The sequence below is a fragment of the Salipaludibacillus neizhouensis genome (assembly GCF_002886185.1).
In the GTDB taxonomy this organism is placed as follows: Bacteria; Bacillota; Bacilli; order Bacillales; family Salisediminibacteriaceae; genus Salipaludibacillus; species Salipaludibacillus neizhouensis.
Map to the genome: position 1 here is coordinate 1,470,785 of NZ_KZ614146.1, position 21,215 is coordinate 1,491,999.

The 21,215-nt window shown below is 35.7% G+C and carries 26 protein-coding genes and 1 pseudogene; 16 read left to right on the top strand and 11 right to left on the bottom strand.

All coding sequences use genetic code 11. The annotated features are described in order from the left end of the window. Nucleotides 1-430 precede the first annotated feature (430 nt). From CEF18_RS06990 to CEF18_RS07005, 4 genes are all read left to right on the top strand, one after another. A complete protein-coding gene (locus tag CEF18_RS06990) occupies nt 431-1,258 on the top strand; it encodes an STAS domain-containing protein (protein ID WP_110935802.1) in 828 nt (275 codons plus the stop codon). Between the two features lie 391 nt (nt 1,259-1,649). Then, entirely contained in the window at nt 1,650-2,180 is a 531-nt protein-coding gene (locus CEF18_RS26400; RefSeq protein WP_110935803.1) for a general stress protein, read from the top strand. 124 nt (nt 2,181-2,304) lie between these two features. Continuing rightward, entirely contained in the window at nt 2,305-2,514 is a 210-nt protein-coding gene (locus CEF18_RS07000) for a helix-turn-helix transcriptional regulator (RefSeq protein ID WP_110935804.1), read from the top strand. Continuing rightward, a complete protein-coding gene (locus CEF18_RS07005) occupies nt 2,511-2,828 on the top strand; it encodes a hypothetical protein (protein ID WP_223292262.1) in 318 nt (105 codons plus the stop codon). Before CEF18_RS07000 ends, CEF18_RS07005 begins: the two co-directional genes overlap by 4 nt. A gap of 111 nt (nt 2,829-2,939) precedes the next feature. Here CEF18_RS07005 and CEF18_RS25795 read toward each other — a convergent pair whose 3' ends face one another. Then, entirely contained in the window at nt 2,940-3,194 is a 255-nt protein-coding gene (locus tag CEF18_RS25795; protein WP_190238701.1) for a hypothetical protein, read from the bottom strand. Nucleotides 3,195-3,446: 252 nt separating this feature from the next. Then, nucleotides 3,447-3,743 carry a YrhK family protein gene (locus CEF18_RS07010; RefSeq protein ID WP_110935805.1) on the bottom strand — a complete coding sequence of 99 codons (297 nt, stop codon included), beginning with the start codon at nt 3,741-3,743 and terminating at the stop codon, nt 3,447-3,449. A gap of 820 nt (nt 3,744-4,563) precedes the next feature. On the opposite strand from CEF18_RS07010, the gene CEF18_RS07015 reads away from it, so the two are divergent. Beyond that, on the top strand, nt 4,564-4,953 hold the full coding sequence (locus tag CEF18_RS07015; protein ID WP_110935806.1) for a DUF1259 domain-containing protein: 390 nt from the start codon (nt 4,564-4,566) through the stop codon (nt 4,951-4,953). A 372-nt stretch (nt 4,954-5,325) separates the two neighbouring features. After that, complete coding sequence (locus tag CEF18_RS07020; RefSeq protein ID WP_223292263.1) at nt 5,326-5,508, top strand: aspartyl-phosphate phosphatase Spo0E family protein; 183 nt, start codon at nt 5,326-5,328, stop codon at nt 5,506-5,508. Nucleotides 5,509-6,086: 578 nt separating this feature from the next. On the opposite strand, the gene CEF18_RS07025 is transcribed toward CEF18_RS07020, so the two are convergent. Then, on the bottom strand, nt 6,087-6,563 hold the full coding sequence (locus CEF18_RS07025) for a hypothetical protein (RefSeq protein WP_110935807.1): 477 nt from the start codon (nt 6,561-6,563) through the stop codon (nt 6,087-6,089). A 603-nt stretch (nt 6,564-7,166) separates the two neighbouring features. Between CEF18_RS07025 and CEF18_RS07030 the strand changes: the two genes are divergently transcribed. The 3 genes from CEF18_RS07030 to CEF18_RS07040 all read left to right on the top strand — a co-directional run bounded on the left by CEF18_RS07030 (nt 7,167) and on the right by CEF18_RS07040 (nt 9,657). Beyond that, nucleotides 7,167-8,348, top strand: coding sequence for an aminotransferase-like domain-containing protein (locus tag CEF18_RS07030; protein ID WP_110935808.1), 1,182 nt, complete (start codon nt 7,167-7,169; stop codon nt 8,346-8,348). Nucleotides 8,349-8,472: 124 nt separating this feature from the next. Continuing rightward, entirely contained in the window at nt 8,473-8,862 is a 390-nt protein-coding gene (locus tag CEF18_RS07035; protein WP_110935809.1) for a hypothetical protein, read from the top strand. A 33-nt stretch (nt 8,863-8,895) separates the two neighbouring features. Continuing rightward, the gene (locus CEF18_RS07040; protein WP_110935810.1) at nt 8,896-9,657 is read left to right on the top strand and encodes a PAS domain S-box protein; all 762 of its coding nucleotides are present in this window, start codon (nt 8,896-8,898) and stop codon (nt 9,655-9,657) included. Between the two features lie 317 nt (nt 9,658-9,974). Here CEF18_RS07040 and CEF18_RS07045 read toward each other — a convergent pair whose 3' ends face one another. The 3 genes from CEF18_RS07045 to CEF18_RS07055 are packed head-to-tail and all read right to left on the bottom strand — an operon-like array spanning nt 9,975 to nt 11,074. Next, a complete protein-coding gene (locus CEF18_RS07045) occupies nt 9,975-10,250 on the bottom strand; it encodes an EVE domain-containing protein (protein ID WP_223292264.1) in 276 nt (91 codons plus the stop codon). Next, nucleotides 10,244-10,636 carry a rhodanese-like domain-containing protein gene (locus tag CEF18_RS07050; protein ID WP_110935811.1) on the bottom strand — a complete coding sequence of 131 codons (393 nt, stop codon included), beginning with the start codon at nt 10,634-10,636 and terminating at the stop codon, nt 10,244-10,246. The genes CEF18_RS07045 and CEF18_RS07050 overlap by 7 nt, the downstream gene beginning before the upstream one ends. An 18-nt stretch (nt 10,637-10,654) precedes the next feature. Next, the gene (locus tag CEF18_RS07055) at nt 10,655-11,074 is read right to left on the bottom strand and encodes a MarR family winged helix-turn-helix transcriptional regulator (RefSeq protein WP_110935812.1); all 420 of its coding nucleotides are present in this window, start codon (nt 11,072-11,074) and stop codon (nt 10,655-10,657) included. A 468-nt stretch (nt 11,075-11,542) separates the two neighbouring features. On the opposite strand from CEF18_RS07055, the gene CEF18_RS07060 reads away from it, so the two are divergent. The 5 genes and pseudogenes from CEF18_RS07060 (at nt 11,543) to CEF18_RS07080 (ending at nt 14,352) form a co-directional block, all read left to right on the top strand. Then, on the top strand, nt 11,543-12,451 hold the full coding sequence (locus CEF18_RS07060) for an NAD(P)-dependent alcohol dehydrogenase (RefSeq protein WP_110935813.1): 909 nt from the start codon (nt 11,543-11,545) through the stop codon (nt 12,449-12,451). Between the two features lie 94 nt (nt 12,452-12,545). Next, a pseudogene (locus CEF18_RS26405) lies at nt 12,546-12,647 on the top strand (DUF4351 domain-containing protein); the annotation flags it as partial. A gap of 161 nt (nt 12,648-12,808) precedes the next feature. Further along, on the top strand, nt 12,809-13,300 hold the full coding sequence (locus CEF18_RS07070; RefSeq protein ID WP_110935814.1) for a DUF2975 domain-containing protein: 492 nt from the start codon (nt 12,809-12,811) through the stop codon (nt 13,298-13,300). 9 nt (nt 13,301-13,309) lie between these two features. Further along, complete coding sequence (locus tag CEF18_RS07075; protein WP_110935815.1) at nt 13,310-13,531, top strand: helix-turn-helix domain-containing protein; 222 nt, start codon at nt 13,310-13,312, stop codon at nt 13,529-13,531. Between the two features lie 59 nt (nt 13,532-13,590). After that, entirely contained in the window at nt 13,591-14,352 is a 762-nt protein-coding gene (locus tag CEF18_RS07080) for an isoprenyl transferase (RefSeq protein WP_110935816.1), read from the top strand. A 70-nt stretch (nt 14,353-14,422) separates the two neighbouring features. Here CEF18_RS07080 and CEF18_RS07085 read toward each other — a convergent pair whose 3' ends face one another. Both CEF18_RS07085 and CEF18_RS07090 read right to left on the bottom strand, forming a co-directional pair. Continuing rightward, the gene (locus CEF18_RS07085) at nt 14,423-14,842 is read right to left on the bottom strand and encodes a MarR family winged helix-turn-helix transcriptional regulator (RefSeq protein ID WP_110935817.1); all 420 of its coding nucleotides are present in this window, start codon (nt 14,840-14,842) and stop codon (nt 14,423-14,425) included. A gap of 300 nt (nt 14,843-15,142) precedes the next feature. Beyond that, nucleotides 15,143-15,775 carry a type 1 glutamine amidotransferase family protein gene (locus tag CEF18_RS07090; protein ID WP_110935818.1) on the bottom strand — a complete coding sequence of 211 codons (633 nt, stop codon included), beginning with the start codon at nt 15,773-15,775 and terminating at the stop codon, nt 15,143-15,145. A 598-nt stretch (nt 15,776-16,373) separates the two neighbouring features. On the opposite strand from CEF18_RS07090, the gene CEF18_RS07095 reads away from it, so the two are divergent. Together CEF18_RS07095 and CEF18_RS07100 are read left to right on the top strand one after the other, a co-directional pair. Then, the gene (locus CEF18_RS07095) at nt 16,374-16,784 is read left to right on the top strand and encodes a hypothetical protein (protein ID WP_110935819.1); all 411 of its coding nucleotides are present in this window, start codon (nt 16,374-16,376) and stop codon (nt 16,782-16,784) included. A 259-nt stretch (nt 16,785-17,043) separates the two neighbouring features. Then, nucleotides 17,044-17,460, top strand: coding sequence for a hypothetical protein (locus CEF18_RS07100; RefSeq protein ID WP_110935820.1), 417 nt, complete (start codon nt 17,044-17,046; stop codon nt 17,458-17,460). A 174-nt stretch (nt 17,461-17,634) separates the two neighbouring features. Here the strand turns inward: CEF18_RS07100 and CEF18_RS26965 are convergent, their stop codons facing one another. From CEF18_RS26965 to CEF18_RS07115, 3 genes are all read right to left on the bottom strand, one after another. Then, nucleotides 17,635-18,039 carry a CBO0543 family protein gene (locus CEF18_RS26965; RefSeq protein ID WP_310793578.1) on the bottom strand — a complete coding sequence of 135 codons (405 nt, stop codon included), beginning with the start codon at nt 18,037-18,039 and terminating at the stop codon, nt 17,635-17,637. A gap of 241 nt (nt 18,040-18,280) precedes the next feature. After that, nucleotides 18,281-19,990: a GMC family oxidoreductase N-terminal domain-containing protein gene (locus tag CEF18_RS07110; protein ID WP_110935821.1), complete on the bottom strand. Its 1,710-nt coding sequence runs from the start codon at nt 19,988-19,990 to the stop codon at nt 18,281-18,283. A gap of 14 nt (nt 19,991-20,004) precedes the next feature. Next, a complete protein-coding gene (locus CEF18_RS07115) occupies nt 20,005-20,739 on the bottom strand; it encodes a hypothetical protein (RefSeq protein ID WP_110935822.1) in 735 nt (244 codons plus the stop codon). Between the last annotated feature and the right edge of the window lie 476 nt (nt 20,740-21,215).

Here is a 21,215-nt window from a genome sequence, read left to right on the forward strand (position 1 = left end):
AACATTTCCAATAAATTTCAAACGGGATAAAGGACGAGGTCATTTAAGGTTTGGAAGAGTCGTTTTGATAGCACTATGACTGGAGTTGGACAGAGTTTAAAAACCAAGTATATTATTGTATACTGTGAAGTAGTAACTAAATTTCATCTAAGATTATTGGAAAAACTTCACAAGGATATTAAAGGTAGTTCAACAATTGGGCGTAATTTTCGTAGTGAATGACCTCATTATCTAGATTAATGTTGGTTTGTTGCTTTATTAGATTTTTATTTAAAATTAATGAGTAATTATGTTTATTTACTACTTAAAAAAGGTATTTACTAATGACACTTGTATAATTTCGATTATTATCAAGCAAGGAGAAAGTAATACACATTGATACTGCACATTCTAGTTTATTTACTATTAAAAAAGTGGTGGGGGAATTAAAGTGAATATTTATTTAGAATCTTCATCTGAATTAAGAAAATTTTTCAAGGCTAATAAGAATAATTTTGAATCTACTTTGTTGGATGAAGCAGTAAACGTTAAAAATAAGATCAATCAAATTCTGACAATCGGTAATATAGATTTAGTTAATAATGCACATCAGTTAACTGTTTACATTATTAATAATGAAGATAATGAACTAAAACTATTTGCGAAAAAGGAAGGGATAGCCTGGGCAACATATTCTATGGAATTAACTTTTAAGCTGGAATGGATACAAGCTATTCGTAGAACTTTATGGATTTTTATACATAAGTATTTTGATCTTTCAAATCAATATAATATGAACGATTTTTTTAATCTAGAAGCAGAGATAAATAATAAAGTAGACATTTTTTTAAATGCATTTTTTATTAGTTACTCTACATACAAGGATTCACTGATTAATGCACAAAAAAAGTTAGTCGAAAATTTATCGGTTCCAATTATTCCGATAAATAGTAATATTAGTATATTGCCATTGATTGGATCAATTGATGGCAATCGTATTGAGATTCTAAAGGAAAAAGTATTAGGAGAGGTATCAGGTTTACGAATTCAAACGTTAATAATGGATCTTTCAGGTATCGCTAATATGGAAGAAGAAGTTATCTATGAATTTTTGAAAGTTATTGATGGTATCTCATTAATGGGATGCTCAACTGTATTAACAGGATTACGAAAGGAACTAGCAAAAGATATTACGGAATTGGGAATTAAATTCAGTCCAGAAACTAAGAAGTTAGGAACTTTGCAACAAGCACTAGATGAATACCTAAAACACGACTAAAACAGCTAAACTTTAAGTCGGATATATGTGTTTAAATCAAAAAATTTAAAAGTTAATCAAATGGACGCAATCATAAGGTAAAATGGTTGCGTTTTTTTAGTAGAACCGTTAACTATTGGGGATTGACAAAATAGTTAACACACATATTTCTAAATAATCGTTAATTAAATTAGTTCTATCTATGCGATAAATTAACAAAAATATATACTTCTTCCAATTGTATATTTTTAATAAAGGCTCTGTTAAAGGTAAATGTTGATTTTTGATAACTGATTGACTTCTTGATTTTATCAACATAAGAACAAACATTCGGGGGCCGTATCTATATTCAATATGTTGTTTTCTTATACCAATTTAATCCTAATGTATAGCAGAGAGGTGAGTGGTAAATTTGAAAAAAACATTGGAAAAAAGGTTGGCTCATTTATATTCTGGGGAATTATTTTCTATAATCACTTTTGTACCTGTTAGTTATTTTCTAAATTACGCATTCCCCAATCTACAATTGTATACTCTATATTCATTTTGGGTATCTTTTATCCTTTTAGAGTTTCTTTTATTACAAGCAACGATTTATTGGTATGTAAAACTTAAAAGACTAAGAAATGAGAATAATCCTATAACTCCGATTAAGGTTATTCGACAGTTACATTGTTTAAAAACGGTGAACAAGGTTATGATTCCGACTACAATTGTTGTATTTGTTTTTGATGTCATTAAATGGTATCCATCTTTGCCGTTAGGCGGGTTAACAATCACCTTCTTCATATATATCTTTGCGGGTTTAGAGTTTATTAACTACTTTTACATTCAACTCTCATACGATAATGTCTCTGACGTTAAAAATTTGTTAAGAAGTAGAAAATTGAAGAATTCCTGTATGAATAAAGATTTTAAACGAATTTTGAAATTGGAACTCTGAAAATTGAGTTCCAATTAATTTTTACCCTAGTAACATTCCATCCTTGATAAAAAGTAAAGTAAATTTGTCAAAAAGTAAAGTATACTGTACAATTTAATTACTGAAAGATTAAAGGGTGAATTATATGTTATTAAAAAATCGAGTAAAGGAATTAAGGGCTAAACATAATGTGACGCAAAGTGTTCTTGCAGAATCTGTAAATGTTACAAGACAAACCATCGTTTCTTTAGAGAAGGGAAACTACATTCCGTCACTTTTACTAGCTATGAATATTGCACATATATTTCATTTACCAATTGAAGAAATATTCTTTTTAGAGGAGGGTGAGAAATGAGCGTTTCTCGAAATACATTAATCACAGTTATTGTAATCATATTATTTGGGTGGGCGATGACTGCATTTTATTATGCTTCGATTGACATCTCAGAGTATTTAAACGATACTAGTCGTTCTACTATGTTTGAACTAAATTTAACGCCATTAATAGCTTTTGCTTGTTTGGTAGGTATATTGTCTTTTATTGGTTTTAGTAAAAAGAAAAAGAAATCGTGGGCAAAAGCACTACTACTACCTGATGAATTTGAGGAAAATGACGAACGTGAAAAACAGATTACTAGCCACCATGCAGAGCTTCTTACGTTAGCATGATGTATGCAACACCTATAATTGCAAGTCTATTCTTACTTTATCCGTTTGTATCTGAGTCCATCCCATACTATCCTATTGTTATATTTTTGTTGCTGCCACTAACACAAATCGTTACTTACCTTGTCTCATGGAAACAGAATTATAACTAAAGGAGTATTTAGGAAAGAGGTTATGATTTAGAAGAAGCAGGATTTTTGGTACCTGACCCCCATGACTGTAACATGTTACAGTCGTGGGGGTCAGGTATTTTTTTTTGGGGTCTCTTTTTTCTAAATTAGCGGTGTATTTTTCGGGAATCCATTTTATTCGTAATTCATTTTGTCCTAAAGAAAGCTTTTCAGAACGTTCTCTTATCAATTCACTCATGAACTTATCCTTATATTTTTTAAGACCTGTTGACGACTGGTACTATCCGAAGTTTAGTAGATATTCAGATTAATTTGTTTTTGATCTACTGTGACTCTCCAAATAACATATAAATGAAAAGTAAGAAACAATCCCTTGGAAAGAATTTGCTTTTTAAGGCCGTGTTTAAGATTCCTTGCATCCCATAAACAACCACCCTTGTGCTTCTATAGTTTTAAGAATTTAAGATTAACGAAGCCAAGTAACTGCCGTTCATTCAATAATAGATTCTTGTTGCTGAGCTTCGTCCATTTTTTGTTGTTCAACCATTATATTTTCTTTTATGCTTTGAATAGACCGACCAGCTAAAATTAAACTTCCCGTTAGATAAAGTATGGTACCAATAATAACAGCAAAGCCTAAGAAGTGAAGGAGACTGCCGATTAAAAAGGAAAACGCGATTAGCACGTCGTTAACTGTTTTCAACAGCCTGCACTGTTTTTTAAAAACTATCCGGGAAGTTCCACATCTTATATCTAAAATATCTTCCTTATTCTTGATGCTTAGCATGTCAATTCCTCCTTTATGAAGACATCTTTCACGACGGAATTTCACTATATATGTTGTATTACGCGGAAATTAACTAGTTTAATTTGAATAGAACCTATTATATCTTGAATAGTAATGTTTTCTGCTTATATATTGATAATTACCGAATTTTCTAACGCTAAAACTTTATATGAATGAAATTAATTTAATATTAATAAACAGTAATTCAGTGTAATATTTTCAAAGACTATTGGACTACAGATCGAGGGCTCCCCCGTTTTGCGAAATCCATCAAAATATGGACAGTGGCACAGTAACCGACCTTGACTCAATCTCAATGAATAGGGGGAAGATTATTCCATACTGTACACTCTCGAAAACTCGTTTTATAGATGTTGTAGGTCTCTTAATTAATAAACAATATAAGAGAGTATGTTCGCTTATAGATAGAGTTTTCTACTTAATAACATAAAAGTATCAATGATAGCTAGCAGATATCAAGGTATTTTGGTAATTTTTGTTGATTACAGCCACAAGAATGTACCATCTTTGCTATGTTTTTTACCAGCAGTTGCCACGAAATTTACCACTTGCAGTCAACACGTTTACCAGTAAAAACTTCAAGGATTTTGAAGTGAATAAGCCTAATCCTCTAACTGGGGGATTAGGCTTTTAGTCTTCCGGACTCACGCCAGAATAGTAACATTGTACTGCTCATTAAATTGTTTCTAATAACTACATCTAACTATTTTTATTTATTTACTACTATCATTGTGTGTTTGTCCAATCAAGCTTGTACCTACTTACATATCCTATTAATAAATGTAAGGAGGTGAGAAAAATGGCATCAACTTGTGATAGATTGGCTAGAATAATAGGTGGTACTGCTCAAGTTTCAAATGGAGTATGTGTAGTTTCACGACTCCGAAATATTAATGCGACTATATTAGATAGAAGAACACAATCACCTCTGTCTCTTCCATTCGCCTTATCATTTGAAAATCCAAAGAATGGAAAGACATTAAATTTGGGTGAAACAGTAATTCTTCAGAAAGAAATTAATCCTTTTATTTCAGAACTCCGAAAGAGAGGAATATTAGTTACAGCCCTCCACAATCACTGGTTATTTGATGAACCTAGATTAATGTATATTCACTGGGAAAAAGTTAGCAATCCATTTGAATTTGCTAGAGACAGTTTCGAAGCTGCTAAAGAAGCAGGTTTATTATAATTTAAGATAACCCCCTTTTTAAGAAGGGGGGTTATTTCTCCTCTAAATTCATCTACTTACCCTACTTACTTCACTTTTTGTGTCAACAATTTGTCCTAACCCTTATCAAATACGGCTTACGATTCATGGCTTGGTCCCTTAGTGGTTTGACAATCCATGGCAATTTCATTCTTATCCTCCGCCTTCTGGTGTCATCTTGCGGATAGTAATATCGTTCATACTTTCACCCCCACTTTTCAACTCAGTAACCATTAATTTTGTCGGAATAATATAACCTTTGTCGATACACTTTTAAATTGTTTATACCTATATTAAAATAGCTCTTGTGTGTTTTTTAAGTTCTATATTCCCATTCCACAGGAGGATAATTATATGAAACCCCCAAATATAGCAATTATTTTGTTAGAATTTAAAATTAAAGTACTGCGTTTGCGTATGGTTTTTAATGGTCGATCAAAAGGGCTTACCCACCCTCATACTATTAAACTTAGTCAAAAACTGGATGTTCACTTGTTTAAATATCAACTAATAACAATGCTTATAAAAAGTACATAATATCAATGAACAGTTTCGGTCTACTAAGTAATACAAGAGTCAAGAAGTGAAGGGACGGTTCTCTGCTTCGCTCCCATACACGATGATAATAGAAGTGCAGAAGCCTCTTATGAAGTACGTCTTCAAAACGGCCATTCTTTCTGAATAGCTGTTTTTTGGTTTAGACTTGTTTCTTGAAAGGTTTAGGAAGATACTAGGGGCTTTATTCAAATGAGATCCTTACTATTAAATTAATGAAATTAGGTAGAGCATGCAATTTGATTATCGTGTTAAAGTTTTTTCGGATTAATCGGAATGAACTGTATCATAAATAGAGGGAAGGAGTATCATTTGATTCAGAGGGAATCCATGTGGTAATTGTCATAGCTGTGGACATCTTCGCAATAAAAAGGCCTACCAAGGCGCAGGCCAAGCCAATGTAAAATGTGCGGAGTTTACTGCTTAGCACATTTTGTGGAGCAAAGTAATCGCTACTATAAAGTAAACGTGGACAAGTCTTTGAATCGGAGATTTCCATGTTTTCGATTACTTCACTTTCCTTCCCAAATGAGGGAGACATCAAGTCAGTTCTTGGTCATTTATGAGTTTCGCTTGGGCTGTTTGAACACTTCGTCCTGCCACAGTTGATATAGATAGATGATAAGCGAAAAACCGATCATCATAGCAACAATAGCTATTGTCGGCAAAGTCGATTCACTTGAAGCAAGCCCCATCCGTTGCCATACCGGGTACATGATGTACATAAATAACCCATCCAAAAGTATATTGACAGTCAAATACAACCAAAATTTCCCGAAAGTAAAACGGAATATCCAGATAACTATAACTAAATATGCTCCATACACCCAAGGAACCGGGACGACTTTATCCCACCCGAAAAGACTGGAACCAGCCTCTTTCCACCATCCGTAATGATAAGCCGCTTGATATGCCAAGGTATGAATAACGGTCATAAATAGAGCGACCGGCATGTACCGGCGCACAATATCCATTTTCAAAAAAAACAAGGACGCCCAAGGCAATACCAAGAGTGACCATAGAATAATCTGTTTCATGTCTTAATACCCCCATTAGTTTTATGTGTAGTATTACATTCGGTGCATATATTTATTCAGTATCTGATGAAAGTAACTGAAACACCAACTTGGATAAGGAGAGTAACATACCGATTGGAATAATATTTACTAAGTATGGTGCTTTCTATTTAAATGCTGAAATATACTTTATGGTCAAATAGAAATTTGTGTTTATATACATTACGTTAAACCGTATCATAAATAAGGCGAATTTTTCGAAATAGAAATAAAATTGAGAATAAGATGTTGTTTGCGCAGAATAAGATAAATTACTATGGCATATCGAAATTTTTAATAAAAAAGGGGGTAGTTGCTTTATTGTTCTTAAGGACGGTTCATTATTTAACCTGATATGTTGGTAGTAAATGAACCAAAGGGTGCTGGTGTCGCATTTGATGAAGAAAGATTATCTCGATGAGGCAGGGGACGGTTCTCTGCTTCATTTTTGTTGTGTGAATGATTAAACTTCTTGTTTTAGACATACTGTAATATATCGTAAAAAGGATAAATTCCTGGCTAGGAAATAGATGTATCATAATCTTCATAAGATGTTGAGAAGGCACGGAAAGGTGATTGATAGAAGTGAATGTCGAATCTTTTTTTCCCGAAAACATTAAAACGCCACTTAAGAATGATCCGCCGGGTGAATGGATGCCAACTCTTCCGGATAAGTGTATTCGTTTAAGTTCTGGTTTTCCCGCACCTACTCTTGTACCTGTTGAGCAGCTAAAGGCAGCGGTCATAAGCTTACTTGAAGAAGAGCAGGATTTACCGTTGCATTATGTTGGGAGCCCTAAAGTGGCGAAACTCAAGGAGCAGATTCAAGAAATGTTGCTAGAATATAACATTCGTGTATCGGGAGACGAGCTTTTAATTACATCCGGCGCATGTCAGGCGATTGATCTGGTTGCTCGCATTCTCATTGATGATAGCACAATCATTGTTATCGAGGCGCCAACATATATGGAGGCGTTAGAAGTATTTCAAAACTATACAAAGCATTTTATCAGTATTCCAATAGATGAGCATGGTCTCCAAACAAAAGTGTTAGAAGAAGTGCTAGAGGAAAGGAAAAAGAAAGGGCTCACCCTTCCGCGTTTGTTATATACCATCCCAACGTTTCAAAATCCAACAGGAACAACGATGTCAACGGAGCGACGGAAGCATGTTATGAAGCTTGCCGCCAACTATAATTTCCTTATTTTAGAGGATGATGCCTACAGAGAATTGTTCTTTGATAAGCCATCGATCCCATTAAAAGCAATGGAAAGGGAAGGTCGTGTTCTTTACGTTGGTTCTTTATCTAAAGTCGTTACAACTGGGATGCGGATTGGATGGGTAGCAGCAACTCCTGAATTTATTACTGCTTTAGCCTGGTTTAAAAAGGATTTGGGCCATCCGTTTGCACAAGCGACAATGGCTTCGTTTCTAGAAAATACCGATATGGAGACACGACTGAATTTCTTAAGAGACACGTACAAAGCGAAGTGTGAGGTGTTAATTTCTGCACTGGAACGATACCTTCCAAAATCGGTATCATGGTATATACCAGAAGGTGGTTATTTTGTGTGGCTCAACATTGCAGGTGTCGATACGTCGCAATTATTAACTGAGGCTCTCTCTGAGGGCGTCTCCTATGTACCAGGTGAATACTTCTTCTTAAATCGACAAGATGGAAAAGAGTTTCTCCGTCTTTCATTTAGTTATGCCAATCAACAGGACATAGTCGAAGGAATTCAAAAACTAGGTAACGTTATAAAATAATGTGAGGCAGGGGACGGTTCTCTGCTTCATTTTTGTTGTGTAAATGAAGTAATAAATCAAGTTTTTGAGATGATGTAAAGTTTCGAAAAATGGTATTGTAGATGTTTCTTACGAGGGGAAAGGTATGGAGAAAAAGAATAAATATAGTGTCTGTCCGCCCAGCATAATAAGAAGGGAAAAAGATTATTTAATAGTTTTAAGTACGTTATTCCTACTCACACGTTATTTAACGTTATGGCCGGTACCGATTAATCCTTCTTATTGGGAAGCTCCGCAGGCGGAAGGATATACTGGTCCTCATAAAGTGAATAACGGGTTAGCAGGGATGGAAGTTATTGAACTAGATCATTACAAACAACCGGAGCATATTGTGTATCGAGATAATTGGCTGTACGCCGCGACGAAGGATGGAGAAATTACCCGCGTTCGTCCGGATGGATCAGACAGTAATCAACAAAATTGTATAATCCCTAATCTTATTGAACAAAATTCTTCTTCTTGTGTACAACGATAAAATGATTTACTCTTTGTTTAGGGAGTGATAGCCATGAGAGAAGATATTGAAGGTATTAATTACAAAGAAGTAATTGAATATGCACTTGATCCGCTAATTGTTCATTCGCAACTAAAGATAATATATATAAATGAAGCAGCAGAAAATTTTTTTAGAGCTGCAAAAGACGAGATAATTGGGGCAAGTCCTTTGGATATCTTTAAAAGCACCTCTAAACCCGCGATTATAAAAAGAATATCTGGGGCTTATAGGGAACCTGCAGAGCTTATTGAGGAAACTATCTATAGAATGGATGGGACCTCAGTTGATGTTGAGTTATATTGTCATCCTATCAAGATAGGGGAAACACGAGCCATTCAAACTTATGTAAAAGATATCACAGAGAGAAAACAACATGAAAACGTACAATATGAAATGAATATACAAATAAATGAACTAGCCAGCAAAATTGTACCACTTTTAGAAGGCATTGCTGTACTTCCTTTGTTAGGAGAAATAAATTCGGATAGGGCAAAAATACTGTTAGAATTAGTACCAGTAAATGTTCAAGAGCAAAAGGTAAGTTGTTTAATTATAGATTGTTCAGGAATTTATAAAATTGACCATTTAGTTATTGACTTTTTTTCTGAAATTAACAGTGTACTAAAATTACTTGGGGTAAAGTGCGTTTTGACTGGGGTAAGGCCCCAATTAGCTTTAGAAGCAGTTACATTCGGCCTCAACTTAAAAAACTTAATTACTTTTTCCGATGTTAAGAAAGCCTTATACTTTTTAGGGGTAAATAATACGGAGTAAAGTAAGAATTGTCTTCAGTAGAATTGATGGCACCTGAGTGGGCTCTAGCAGATTTACCTGCTGTAGGGAAGTTGGACGGACTCTAATATATTGCTGTTTTTATCGTGAGTATGACAATTTTGTGCAAAGGACCAGACTAATAAGGTGGAGTCGTACTCGATAAAGAATATCTCAACAGGACAAAGAAGATTAGATATTTCCTAATCTTCTTTTATACCCATTTGTTTTGCGATAAGATCAAAATCCTGCTTACATATCTCTAAGTGACCAATGAAATAAGGGATGGAATTAAGTAACGAATGGGTGTTTCTTTACACCTAATAAAATCTATTTCTTCGAAAAGGAATAAAACCATTTATATCCATATCAAACTGGTAAATATGATCATTGCTAACTTTACCGACAGCAGTAAATTTTTGATAGGGAATATCTTCATTGAAATTCTTTTTTGACGAGTAATAAATGATCCAATCACCAGTACTCATCTTTTTTAAAGGAGCCTTTTTGCCATGACAAAGTTGAGCAAATCCTTCATAGACAGCCTTCATTACATCGTCGTAAGTGGCAATTCCAATCCAGTATTTTGTCAACACCCGCAATCGCCCTCGATGTTATTCTCTTCAAGAGTGTTTGAAACAGGAAAGTTCATTTCTTGCCATGCTGCAATACCACCGGTCAATTCTTTAACTGTATAACCTTTTTCTAGTAAATGCTTTGCTACTTTGGCTGCAGTATTACACCATACATCCCAGCAATAGACAATAATTTCTTTATCCATTGGGATTTCATCTAAACGAGTGTGTAATTCCTGTTGAGGTATAACTGTAGACCCTTTTATAATAATACTTCTTAACTTCTCTGGTCCGTTTCTTACATCGATTAAGAAATATGTTTCAGGATTTTTCTTACTTGACATTAAATAATCCATTGGACTGAGTGTTGCTTGTAAACGGGCATTAAAGTAATCAAGTGCATTCATAGTATAACCTCCTGATTTTTATAACGAACTCCAAATTTTTATAAGTATTTCCTTCAGAAACTGCTTATCTTTATGGTTTAAGGGTGATAAAACTTCCGTTTCGGTTTTCGTCAAAAACTCCCAACATGACTCCAATACACTAGTACCTTTTTCAGTGACGATAAGACTGTAAGCTCTTCGGTCATTTGGATTTTTAGTTCTCTCAACAAATCCTAAAGTTTCTAGGTGGTCCACATGACTCACCATAGTTGTCCGGTCTATATATATTTTTTGAGAAATGTCTTTTTGTGAAGAGTAAGGATTTTCCTTGATAAATAAGAGAACTCCATATTGTCTAGCGTCGATATTAAACGGGATCAGTGTTTCAGCAAACTTATTTTCCATTTGTTGTAGAACTTTACCAAACAGAAAACCATAAGATTGATTTAGTTGATTCAAATAAAACTCACCTCCTTAAATAATCAGCTTAATATATAATCAGTATATCTGACTAATTTAAGAAGTCAAGGGGACGGTTCTCTGCATCATTTCCATACACGATGATAATGGAAGTGCTGATGCTTCCTATGAAATATATCTTCAAAACAGCCATTCTTTCTGAATAGCTGTTTTTTGGTTTAGACAAGTTCCTTGAAAGATTTAGGGAGATAATAGATGTTTGATTTGAATGTATGTAATCCATACAAGGGGAAGTCTTAAAATAAAAAGGATTTTTAAAAGATTTATAGAAACTAAACTAATGAAATTAGTCAGGGCATACAATTTGATTACGGCCACCGAAATGTGCCAACCACGCCATCGTTTTTACCATAGAGTTAATTTAAACCGATGTGTTGGTTGTACATGAATCAAGGGTGTGGTGTCACGCATTTGTTGAAGAAAGATTATCTCTAAGGAGGAGAAAGCATGAAAGCAGTTGTATATTTGAAATACGGCTCACCCGATGTTCTTCAGCTGAAAGAGGTAGAAAAACCTTCACCCAAGGACAATGAAATACTGGTGAAGATATATGCGACTACGGTAACAGCCGGGGATTGGCGCCTTCGAAAGGCCGACCCATTCGCTGCTAGACTTTACAATGGTCTCATAAGGCCAAAAAAAGTAACCATATTAGGGTTTGAGTTAGCTGGGGAAGTTCAAGAAGTAGGTAAATCTGTAGAACGATTTAAGAAAGGTGATCATGTTTTTGCGTTCTGTGGTATTGGCTTTGGTGCATATGCCGAGTACAAATGTCTGCCTGAAGATGGAGTAGTGGCCATAAAACCGATTAATATGACTTATGAGGAGGCCGCCGCTGTTCCTACTGGCGGAATAACTGCCTTAAATCTTCTTAGAAAAGGTAAAATCACGAGTGGAATGAAGGTTCTTATTTATGGAGCTTCTGGAAGTGTAGGTACTTATGCGGTCCAGCTTGCCAAATATTATGGGGCAGATGTAACAGGGGTATGTAGTACCACGAATCTTGAAATGGTCAGAGCTATAGGAGCCGATATGGTCATTGATTATAAGAAACAGGATTTCACAGAAAATGGAGAAAGGTATGATTTAATCTTTAATGCCGTTGGGAAAAAAATATCAAAAATATCAAAATCAACGTGTAAAAAAGTGCTTCGCGCAAATGGAAAATATGTAAGTGTAGACATGTCACATAAGCCTCGTGTGGAAGATCTAAACTTCCTCACAGAGCTTATTGAGGCTAGTAAAATCAAACCGGTCATAGATAGACGCTATACGTTTGAAGAGATTCCCGAGGCCCATAGCTATGTCGAACAAAAACACAAGAAAGGGAACGTAGTCATAACTGTCAGGAAATGATGCAGGGGACGGTTCTCTGCTTCATTTTAGTTGCGTTAATGAAGCAATAAATCAAGTTTTTGAGATGCAGTAAAATATCGAAAATTGATAAAAGATTGATTTCAATGACGAGAGATTTCTTTCGGAAGAACTCTACACCGATGTGACGGCAGAGAAAAAATACCGGATTGACCTTTTAGCAGAGACAAAGTTGAAAGTTAGTTTAGAGAAAAGAGCATTCTAATAAAGAATGCTCTTTATTTTTGACTATTATTATTGATTTCAATAAAAACATTAACAAATTTGATAAATTTTTATTGCGAAACGATAAAAAACTTGTTAAAATCAAATTTATAATAAATAAGTGAGGTGTTTTTTATGAAACAGGGTTCAACCATCTTTTTAAAAATAGCTGTTTTTCTTATTGGAATACCGTTTCTTGCTATATGTATCTTTTTGTTGCCACAAATAGCGATTGAAGCTTTTGGAGAAGCAAAAAATGGTGCAGAGTTGGCTTATGTGGTATTTGGCATTTTAATTGTTATGTATGTATCGATGATCCCGTTTTGCTATGCATTGTACCAATCATTTAAACTTTTAAGTTATATCGATAAGAACAAAGCATTCTCGGACTTATCTGTAACAGCACTAAAGCGTATAAAAATCTGTGCCATCACAATAAGTGGCTTGTTTGTGATAGCCCTGCCTCTTATTTATATCATTGCGGAGTGGGACGATGCACCGGGTCTTATATTAATTGGAATGGTGATTATTGGTGCTTCATTGGTTATTGCAGTCTTTGCTGCCGTTCTCCAAAGACTTTTACGGGAAGCTATTCATATAAAATCTGAAAATGATTTAACGGTCTGAGGTGATAAAATGGCGATTATAATCAATATTGATGTGATGCTTGCTAAAAGAAAAATGAGTGTAACAAAACTTTCGGAGAGCGTTGGTATAACAATGGCAAACCTTTCTATTTTGAAAAATGGAAAGGCAAAGGCGGTTCGTCTATCAACTTTAGAGGCGATTTGTAAGGCGTTGGATTGCCAACCGGGGGATATTTTAGAATACAAAAGTGACGAAGAAACACAAGGGTAATAAAGTAGGGATAGCGGAGAGTAATTGAAAAAGACAACAATATTTTGAGGGGATAAAAAATGGCAATGAAAATTCCTTTTTTCAATCAAAAAAAACAGGAAGAATCCTTCCATTATTCGGAAGAGAGTACACCGGAACATATAGCGATAATTATGGACGGAAACGGACGTTGGGCTCAAAAGCGTGGAAAGCCAAGAGTTGCCGGCCATAAGGAAGGATTATCTGCTGTCGTAAAAATTGTCAAGGCAGCTGCTAAATGCAAGGTGAAAATTCTGACTCTGTACACATTTTCTACGGAAAACTGGAAACGTCCAAAGTCCGAGATAGACTTTATATTGAGACTTCCCAAGGAGTTTCTACATTTTTATCTCCCAGATATTATCTCCAATAATGTACGCATTAAGGCAATCGGTAATATGGAAGAGCTTCCAGAAAATACACGTGAAGCGATACAGTATGCTATCGACTCTACCAAGGATAATGACGGTCTTCAGCTGAATATTGCGCTCAATTATGGAAGCAGGCAGGAGATTGTGATTGGCATGAAAGAAATGTTCGCGGATATTAGAGATTCAAAACTGTCACTTGATAAGGTAGATGAACAGCAGTTTTCAGGATACCTATATACAGCTGGTATGACAAGTCCCGATCTGCTTATTCGAACAGGCGGGGAAAAACGCCTAAGCAATTTCCTGCTCTGGCAGATGGCCTACACGGAGTTCTTGTTTACCGATGTACTGTGGCCGGATTTCTCCGAGAAGGAATTTATACATGCACTTGAAGAATACCGGCACCGAAAGCGAAGGTATGGCGGAATATAAAGAGACTGAGTGTTGCTTGTAAACGGGCATTAAAGTAATCAAGTGCATTCTTAGTATAACCTCCTGATTTTTATAATGAATTCCAAATTTTTATAAGTATTTCCTTCAAAAACTGTTTATCTTTATGGTTTAAGGGCGATAAAACTTCTGATTCCGTTTTCGTCAAAAACTCCCAACATGACTCCAATACACGAGTACCTTTTTCAGTGACGATAAGACTGTAGGCTCTTCGGTCATTTGGATTTCTAGTTCTCTCAACAAATCCTAGAGTTTCTAGGTGGTCCACATGACTCACCATAGTTGTCCGGTCTATATATAGTTTTTGAGAAATATCTTTCTGTGAAGAGTAACGATTTTCCTTGATAAATAAGAGAACTCCATATTGTCTAGCATCGATATTAAACGGTATCAGTGTTTCAGCAAACTTATTTTCCATTTGTTGTAGAACTTTACCAAACAGAAATCCATAAGATTGATTTAGTTGATTCAAATAAAACTCACCTCCATAAATAATCAGTCTAATATATAATCAGTATAACTGACTATATTTGAAAATACAAGTCAAGGGGACGGTTCTTCAAGGGAAATAAAAGATAACCTTTGCTTGTTAAATTAACGCGGGAGCAATAGTGGAACAAACTGTCGCTTCCATTGTTGAACTAACGAACAGTTAGTTTAAGAAGGTATGATATTATTTTTGACACTTTGAGTGATTTGAAAGGGGGGAAATTTTTAGTTGAAGATGGTAATGATTGAAACTAATATAAAACTGCTAAGTTGATTTTTCGGCTCATCTATTTATTGAATTCAATAACTGGAAGAAATATTGAGGGTCCTGAGTCTTATTTAGGTTATACCATGCTTGTAATGTATCGGGTGCAAATACATCTAATTTATTCAGTACTTCCATCGTAAATTCCAGAGGTGCTACCCCTGAAGCAGTAACCAAATTCTCACCAGTTACGGAAGGTCTCATCTCATAAAATTCTTCTCCTTTATAATTAGGACAGACCGTTTTAATATATTCTAAGTCATTGCTTGTGTGTTTTCTAGAATCTAAGTATCCCATATTCGCAAGGGCCTCAGTTGCACCACAAATTGCAGCAACAACAGTACCAATCTTTAAAGCTTCACCAATTTTTTTTAAGAAAGGCTGATGAATATCTTCTCTCCAAGTATTCCCTCCAGGCAAGACTATAAGGTCTTCACTCTCTAGAGTACATTCATCAAGGGAAATATCTGGTTGTATGCTCAGCCCTCCCATCGTAGTAACACCTTCTTTATTCGTTCCTACTGTAACTACTTTTAAAGGAACTACATCTTTTTTGAAATATCTTCCTGAGTTTAATTCAGCAATTAAATACCCATACTCCCAGTCTGACATTGTATTAAATACATAAAGATAAACCTTTTTTGTTTGCATTCAAGTAACACTCCAATCTATTGATACTGTCTACTATAATATAACTTACCTTACAGATAATGCTAGGGAAATTATATTCCTTGATGAAATTTTTGCCAGCTGACCCCGACCACTGTAACGTTTTACAGTGGTCGGGGTCAGGCACGTTTATTCAAGTACTCTAATATATGGCTATCGTTATCCTGATTATATGACAATTTGTGCAAGGAACCTGCCTAATAATGAACAACTTTTATTGGTAAAGAACACCAGTTGACAATAGTTACTAAATATCCCTATGGATTTGCACTCTAATCAATAGGGATATTTTTAAATCCTAGAAATTAAAGAGCATGTATAGACAAGAAGGAATAAAAGAGCTAAGAAAAATACAATGAAACGAAGAGGAGCGGGTTTTTATGATAAGAATCTGAAGATAGGGAAATTAGTTCGTTAACCGTTTTCATTTCTGTAAGTTGGTAGATCAGTAGACAGCTTTAAAGAAATTGGTCTTTCCACTTATGATGAAGCGATCGCAAGAAATGCCAAGAAATTCGATTCTAGCTATGATTTTGCGAACTATCTTACGTTAGGGATATCGGGTGGTACCATAAATAGTATGGATACAAGGTATCAGGCGATGAAAGGTGACGGGAACATAGCCACTTTTCTAGATTACATAACCATGGGTACATCGGGCATGGTAAAGGAAGCAGTCAATCCGAAAGAACCCTATTCAGCAGAACACTGGATGAATAGTATTGGATTGGCAGGGACTTTAGCAGGTGGAGGACTTGCGGGGAATACTTTGAAAACTAGTGGAGGATCTCCAAAAGTAACGAAAAGCCCTAATAGAGAAAAAGATTCGGATGTAGATGTTGGTAAGGGTACGGGTAACCTTGCAGATGCGATGCTTAAATCAAATTCTGCTAAAGCATGGGGAACTCTCGCTGATAGAACTAACCAAGGTGTTAAGCACTTTAATAACTATTGGGAGTTATATCCTGAACGGATCCCTTCATTAGGCTAATCGTTTAGGTGTTGACCCTAATGACTTTGCAAATACAGTTCAAGGATTTGAGAATTTCACCAACTCTGCTAAAAATGTAATGGCGAATTATACTTCAATGAGAACAGTTGGTGATAAAACTATGTATTTTGTCGAAGGTGCAGAAAAAGCTAAGAAGGGTGTTGCGGTAATTGTTCAGAATGGAAAGATTCAAACAATGATGCCAACTTCACCAAAAGACTTCTTAAAACTACAATAATAAGGGTATAGGGAGGTAATTATGCCTAGAGCTAGGATTAATGAAATGAAGTATGATGGATATGAGAGACTCTATTTATTGGAGTTGATAGAATCGAATAGCAAAGTCTGGGCGTATGGTTTAGAACATGATAATTATGTTGAGAGTGGATTTAAAATTATGGAAGAAATAGTTGGAAAAGAATGTGATTTTTCAATAGAGTGGGTTAACAAAATCAAGGTAGCTATCTTTGATGTTGACGAAATTGTACAAGATAAACTAGGCTCATCTCACACAGCATGCAATGTTACTGTTTCAAAAGTAATAGACTTAGACTCATTTGAATTTTTTAGTGAGAGTTTAGGAACAGTTGTCGTAGAGCTTGAAAATGACGTTGATTTCTTGGGAGTTGACAGTAAAGTTTCATTTACAGGAAACCTACGTGCAGATTTTATTTAGTTCCTATCTACCAGATAAATGATTATATAGGCGGTTGTCTTATGCAACCGCTTTCTTAGTTTCTTTAACAAGCTCGCGAAGCGTACGAAACAATAACACTGTTATACATATCAGTGGCGTCTTCTGTTGATAAGAATAAAAGCAACCTAGTTAAAGAATATAGATCAAAAGTTTTTAATAGAAATCGACCTTATTAAATTCTTTTTTAGGGGTGTCAGCAGGCTTTCTTTTTTTATCTTTAAAGCGAATTCCTGCAATGAATAATCGAACAAACCAGAACGTAGCAGACAGAACTGCGACAGTATAATACCCATTCCACCCTTTTCTAAATTCTACGAGTTTTGTGTATTTTTCAAGTATATTTTCTAGAAGAGCCATTGGTACGCTAAAAAGGAAAACACTAAAAAAAGTTTTTATTGGTTTCATTTTATAAGTAAATTGGTTATATATAACACATGATAAAGGGAACAAAATGTAAAGAAATACAATATTTGAATCAAAAAGATTTGGGAAGTATCTCTTTGGATATTGAACATATTTGGTCTTTATTATTGGACCATCTATCAATGTAGAAACCAATGTTTTAAATAGATAAATGAGAAACCAATCTTTAAGGTCGCCTTTTCGGCGGAATAGGAATGCCCATCCCCTATTCCTATTAATGTAATTATATGTAATAATGTTCGCTCTCTCATATAACCGCTTCCTTTATGGTGAGATTTTACAAGAATGTCTAAAGAATTATAAATTAGTATCATCCAATCTTTTGTATTATATACACCTCATTTTCTTTTAAAAAGAGTACCTTTTTCAGATACTCTCAACTAAAATATTTCATTGCTACTTTCTCTGCCGTTCTGGTTGCTAAAGCTTGAGTGGTAAGGGTGGGATTTGCCCCACCGATGCCATTATAATGAACACTGTTATCAGCAATAAACAGCCTTTTTACTTGGTATGCTTCACAAATGTCATCAACGACATGACCCATGCGCATCGTCGATTCAATATGGGCAAATAAATGGGCTGGCCAATTGGTACGAATAATCTTTTTTGCCCCAGCCTTGAGTAAGATCTCCGCAGAAATTTTCGCTAATTGATCTCTCTTTTTCTTATCTTCCTTGCTTGGTGTATAGCGGATGCTAGGAATAGGGCCATGTTCATCCTTTAGTATTGGGTCAAGTGTTACTCCATTTTTCTTTTGGGGCTGGTCATCGGTAAGAATCAAAATGCTTAACGTATTTTGGTAGTTATGCATCCATTCTTTTAACTCATTTCCAACAAGTCGTCCTTGTAAATCCCATGGATCTTGAGCAGAATGTTCCTGCTTGAATGCATAGCCGCTTTGACTGAAACCAAAAGTTAACCCTGAAAACAAACCAGGACTTACACCAGATGGTTGGATACATCCTAAACCAGGATAATCAAATCTGGCACCTGATGTTGGACCAACAAATGGATTAATATGTTTTTGCCCTAAAATACCCATAATGTCTTTTTCATCGAATACTCCAGTTATCCAATCCCAATAGTGATTAGTTAATCCTCTTCCGACCCAAGAATTATTAGGGAGTTGTGAATTAAGCCATAGCCTTGGGCTTTCAATACATCCTGCTGCCATGACAATCACTTTTCCATATAGCTCTCCAGTCTCGCCTGTCCATGTATCTCTGTATTCCACTCCAATGGCTCGTAACTCTTCCTTTGGATCATGCTCCGTCAGTATTTTTGTTGTAAAAGTGTTAGGTCGAATTTCTACATTTCCAGTTGCAAGTGCAAGAGGAACATAACTAACGTTGGTCGATCGCTTTGCTACTTTATCCATTGATGGGCCGTGCGGGCAACCATTCACACAATGACCACAAAGAGTACAGCCCTCTAATTTTGATATTTCCTCTAAGCTCTTACTTGTATCCATCAATTGTTCATTCGGATGTAAGATAGCATTTGGCTGAGGTCGATAACCAGGTGTTGTAGGGTTTAATGTATTAAGGAATGGCCAGCCGGCTTTTTTTGCTCCATAATAAAACATTTCCTCTTTTGCTGTGGTAGGTGCAGGACGAACAGGCAATGTTGCCTCCACTTTTTCATAGTAAGGCAGTAACTCCCGATACGAAATCGGCCAGACATCATCAATCGCCATTGAATAAGCCCGAGGAGAATTAGCCCAATAATGTTGAGTCGTACCGCCAACACCAGTCGCTTGCCAAAGCTTCCCCCCAGTAGGAATAATTCGCTGCCAAGGGGCACGCCTGCGATCAGCAGCTCCCCAGCGCAAACGGCCGGATGTTGTATCGTTCATCGAGTGTTCAAATTTCGTATATTGTTGACGTAAGAGGCTAATGTCTAGGTCATCGGGGCTAGAACTACTCACGGGTCCACGACTTTGATTAGGGTGACTCCATTTCTTATTTCCATACCAAGGACCTGCTTCTAGAATAAGAACCTTAACTCCTAACTCGCCTAATTCTTTCGCAGCAACGGCCCCGCCACCACCGGCTCCAATGATGATTACATCAGCATCAAAATTCATCAATTACCACCTTCTTATTCTGAAAATTTTTTCACAAGAAATCCACGCAGGTCGCGATAACCAAAAGCAGGACCAGGATAGTTAACAAGATCCCATGTCATAAACGGTCTTTCGATTCTCCGATTTTCTGGAGGGGCTATACGAGTTGTACCTAGAGAAAACCATTCGGAATAGTAACCAAGCAATAGCATTTGATGGATGTTACCTAATATATTTTGCACTAAACCTATATTTCCCTGAAAAGGAGAAGGGAGACTCTCCATATCAACTCGACCATTTTCTAATAAATGAATGGCTTCAAATCGATTATTAATTGAAAGGGCGGCAAATGGCCCTCCTTCTGGGAAGATTGAATGATTTGGTGTCTCTAGTACTTGACCTGAAAGTACAAGTTGCTTAGCACCTGCATCAAGAACTCCAGCTGTTGCAGAGGATAGCTGAATCTTGTTCCCGCCCCACTCTCCTTGAATAGAAATATAATGATCTAACCCCCAAATAAGATAATCATCCAGTCGTAAATCTAATGCACCTAACGTTGAAGGAATAACAGCATCTACGAAAGCCATAAAGGTAGCTTGGGTATGAGCAATACTTGTTTGACTAGCTTTTAATGGTAACTGTATCGGGGCAGGTGTCGGTAAAGAAGGTGGATTATGGGAAACGAAAGTAGTCAATGACTGTTTAATATCGTTTAAAATGCTTCTTTTCTTCTGATGAGTGGAACTAGACTCTCTTTCAGGTAACTTCATCGTATAATTCCTTTCTTGTTTTTTTATATTATTGTCAAATATGGATTAAATATTCGCCTAGTAAAACACATTTATAGAAAGAACTAAAATTAAAGAGAAATAAATTGAAATCAACTTGGAGTGAATGGTAAACGAGTTTTAAACTTAATATAGTGGTCGGTGAAAGAGGTTACCATGTAGGGTGAAAAATCAGTTTTGATCTTTAGCAAGAGAGCTAAGCTCTAATAAATGGGCATAATCCATGAAGTAAAAAATGAATATAGAGTATAAGTATGATATAGCAGAGTGCGTTGCATGTATGGGAACCCGCTTATGCATACTGCAAAATGAGAGATTATTATTAAGAAACCGTGTGCTGATAAATAGTATGCACACGGTTTCTACTAGGTATACACACTACCTTGGTAGGAGTGAATAGTGAAGCCTTCGGGATTACCTCGTGACTGAAGGGCTTCCTCTAAATGTGTCAATCACAA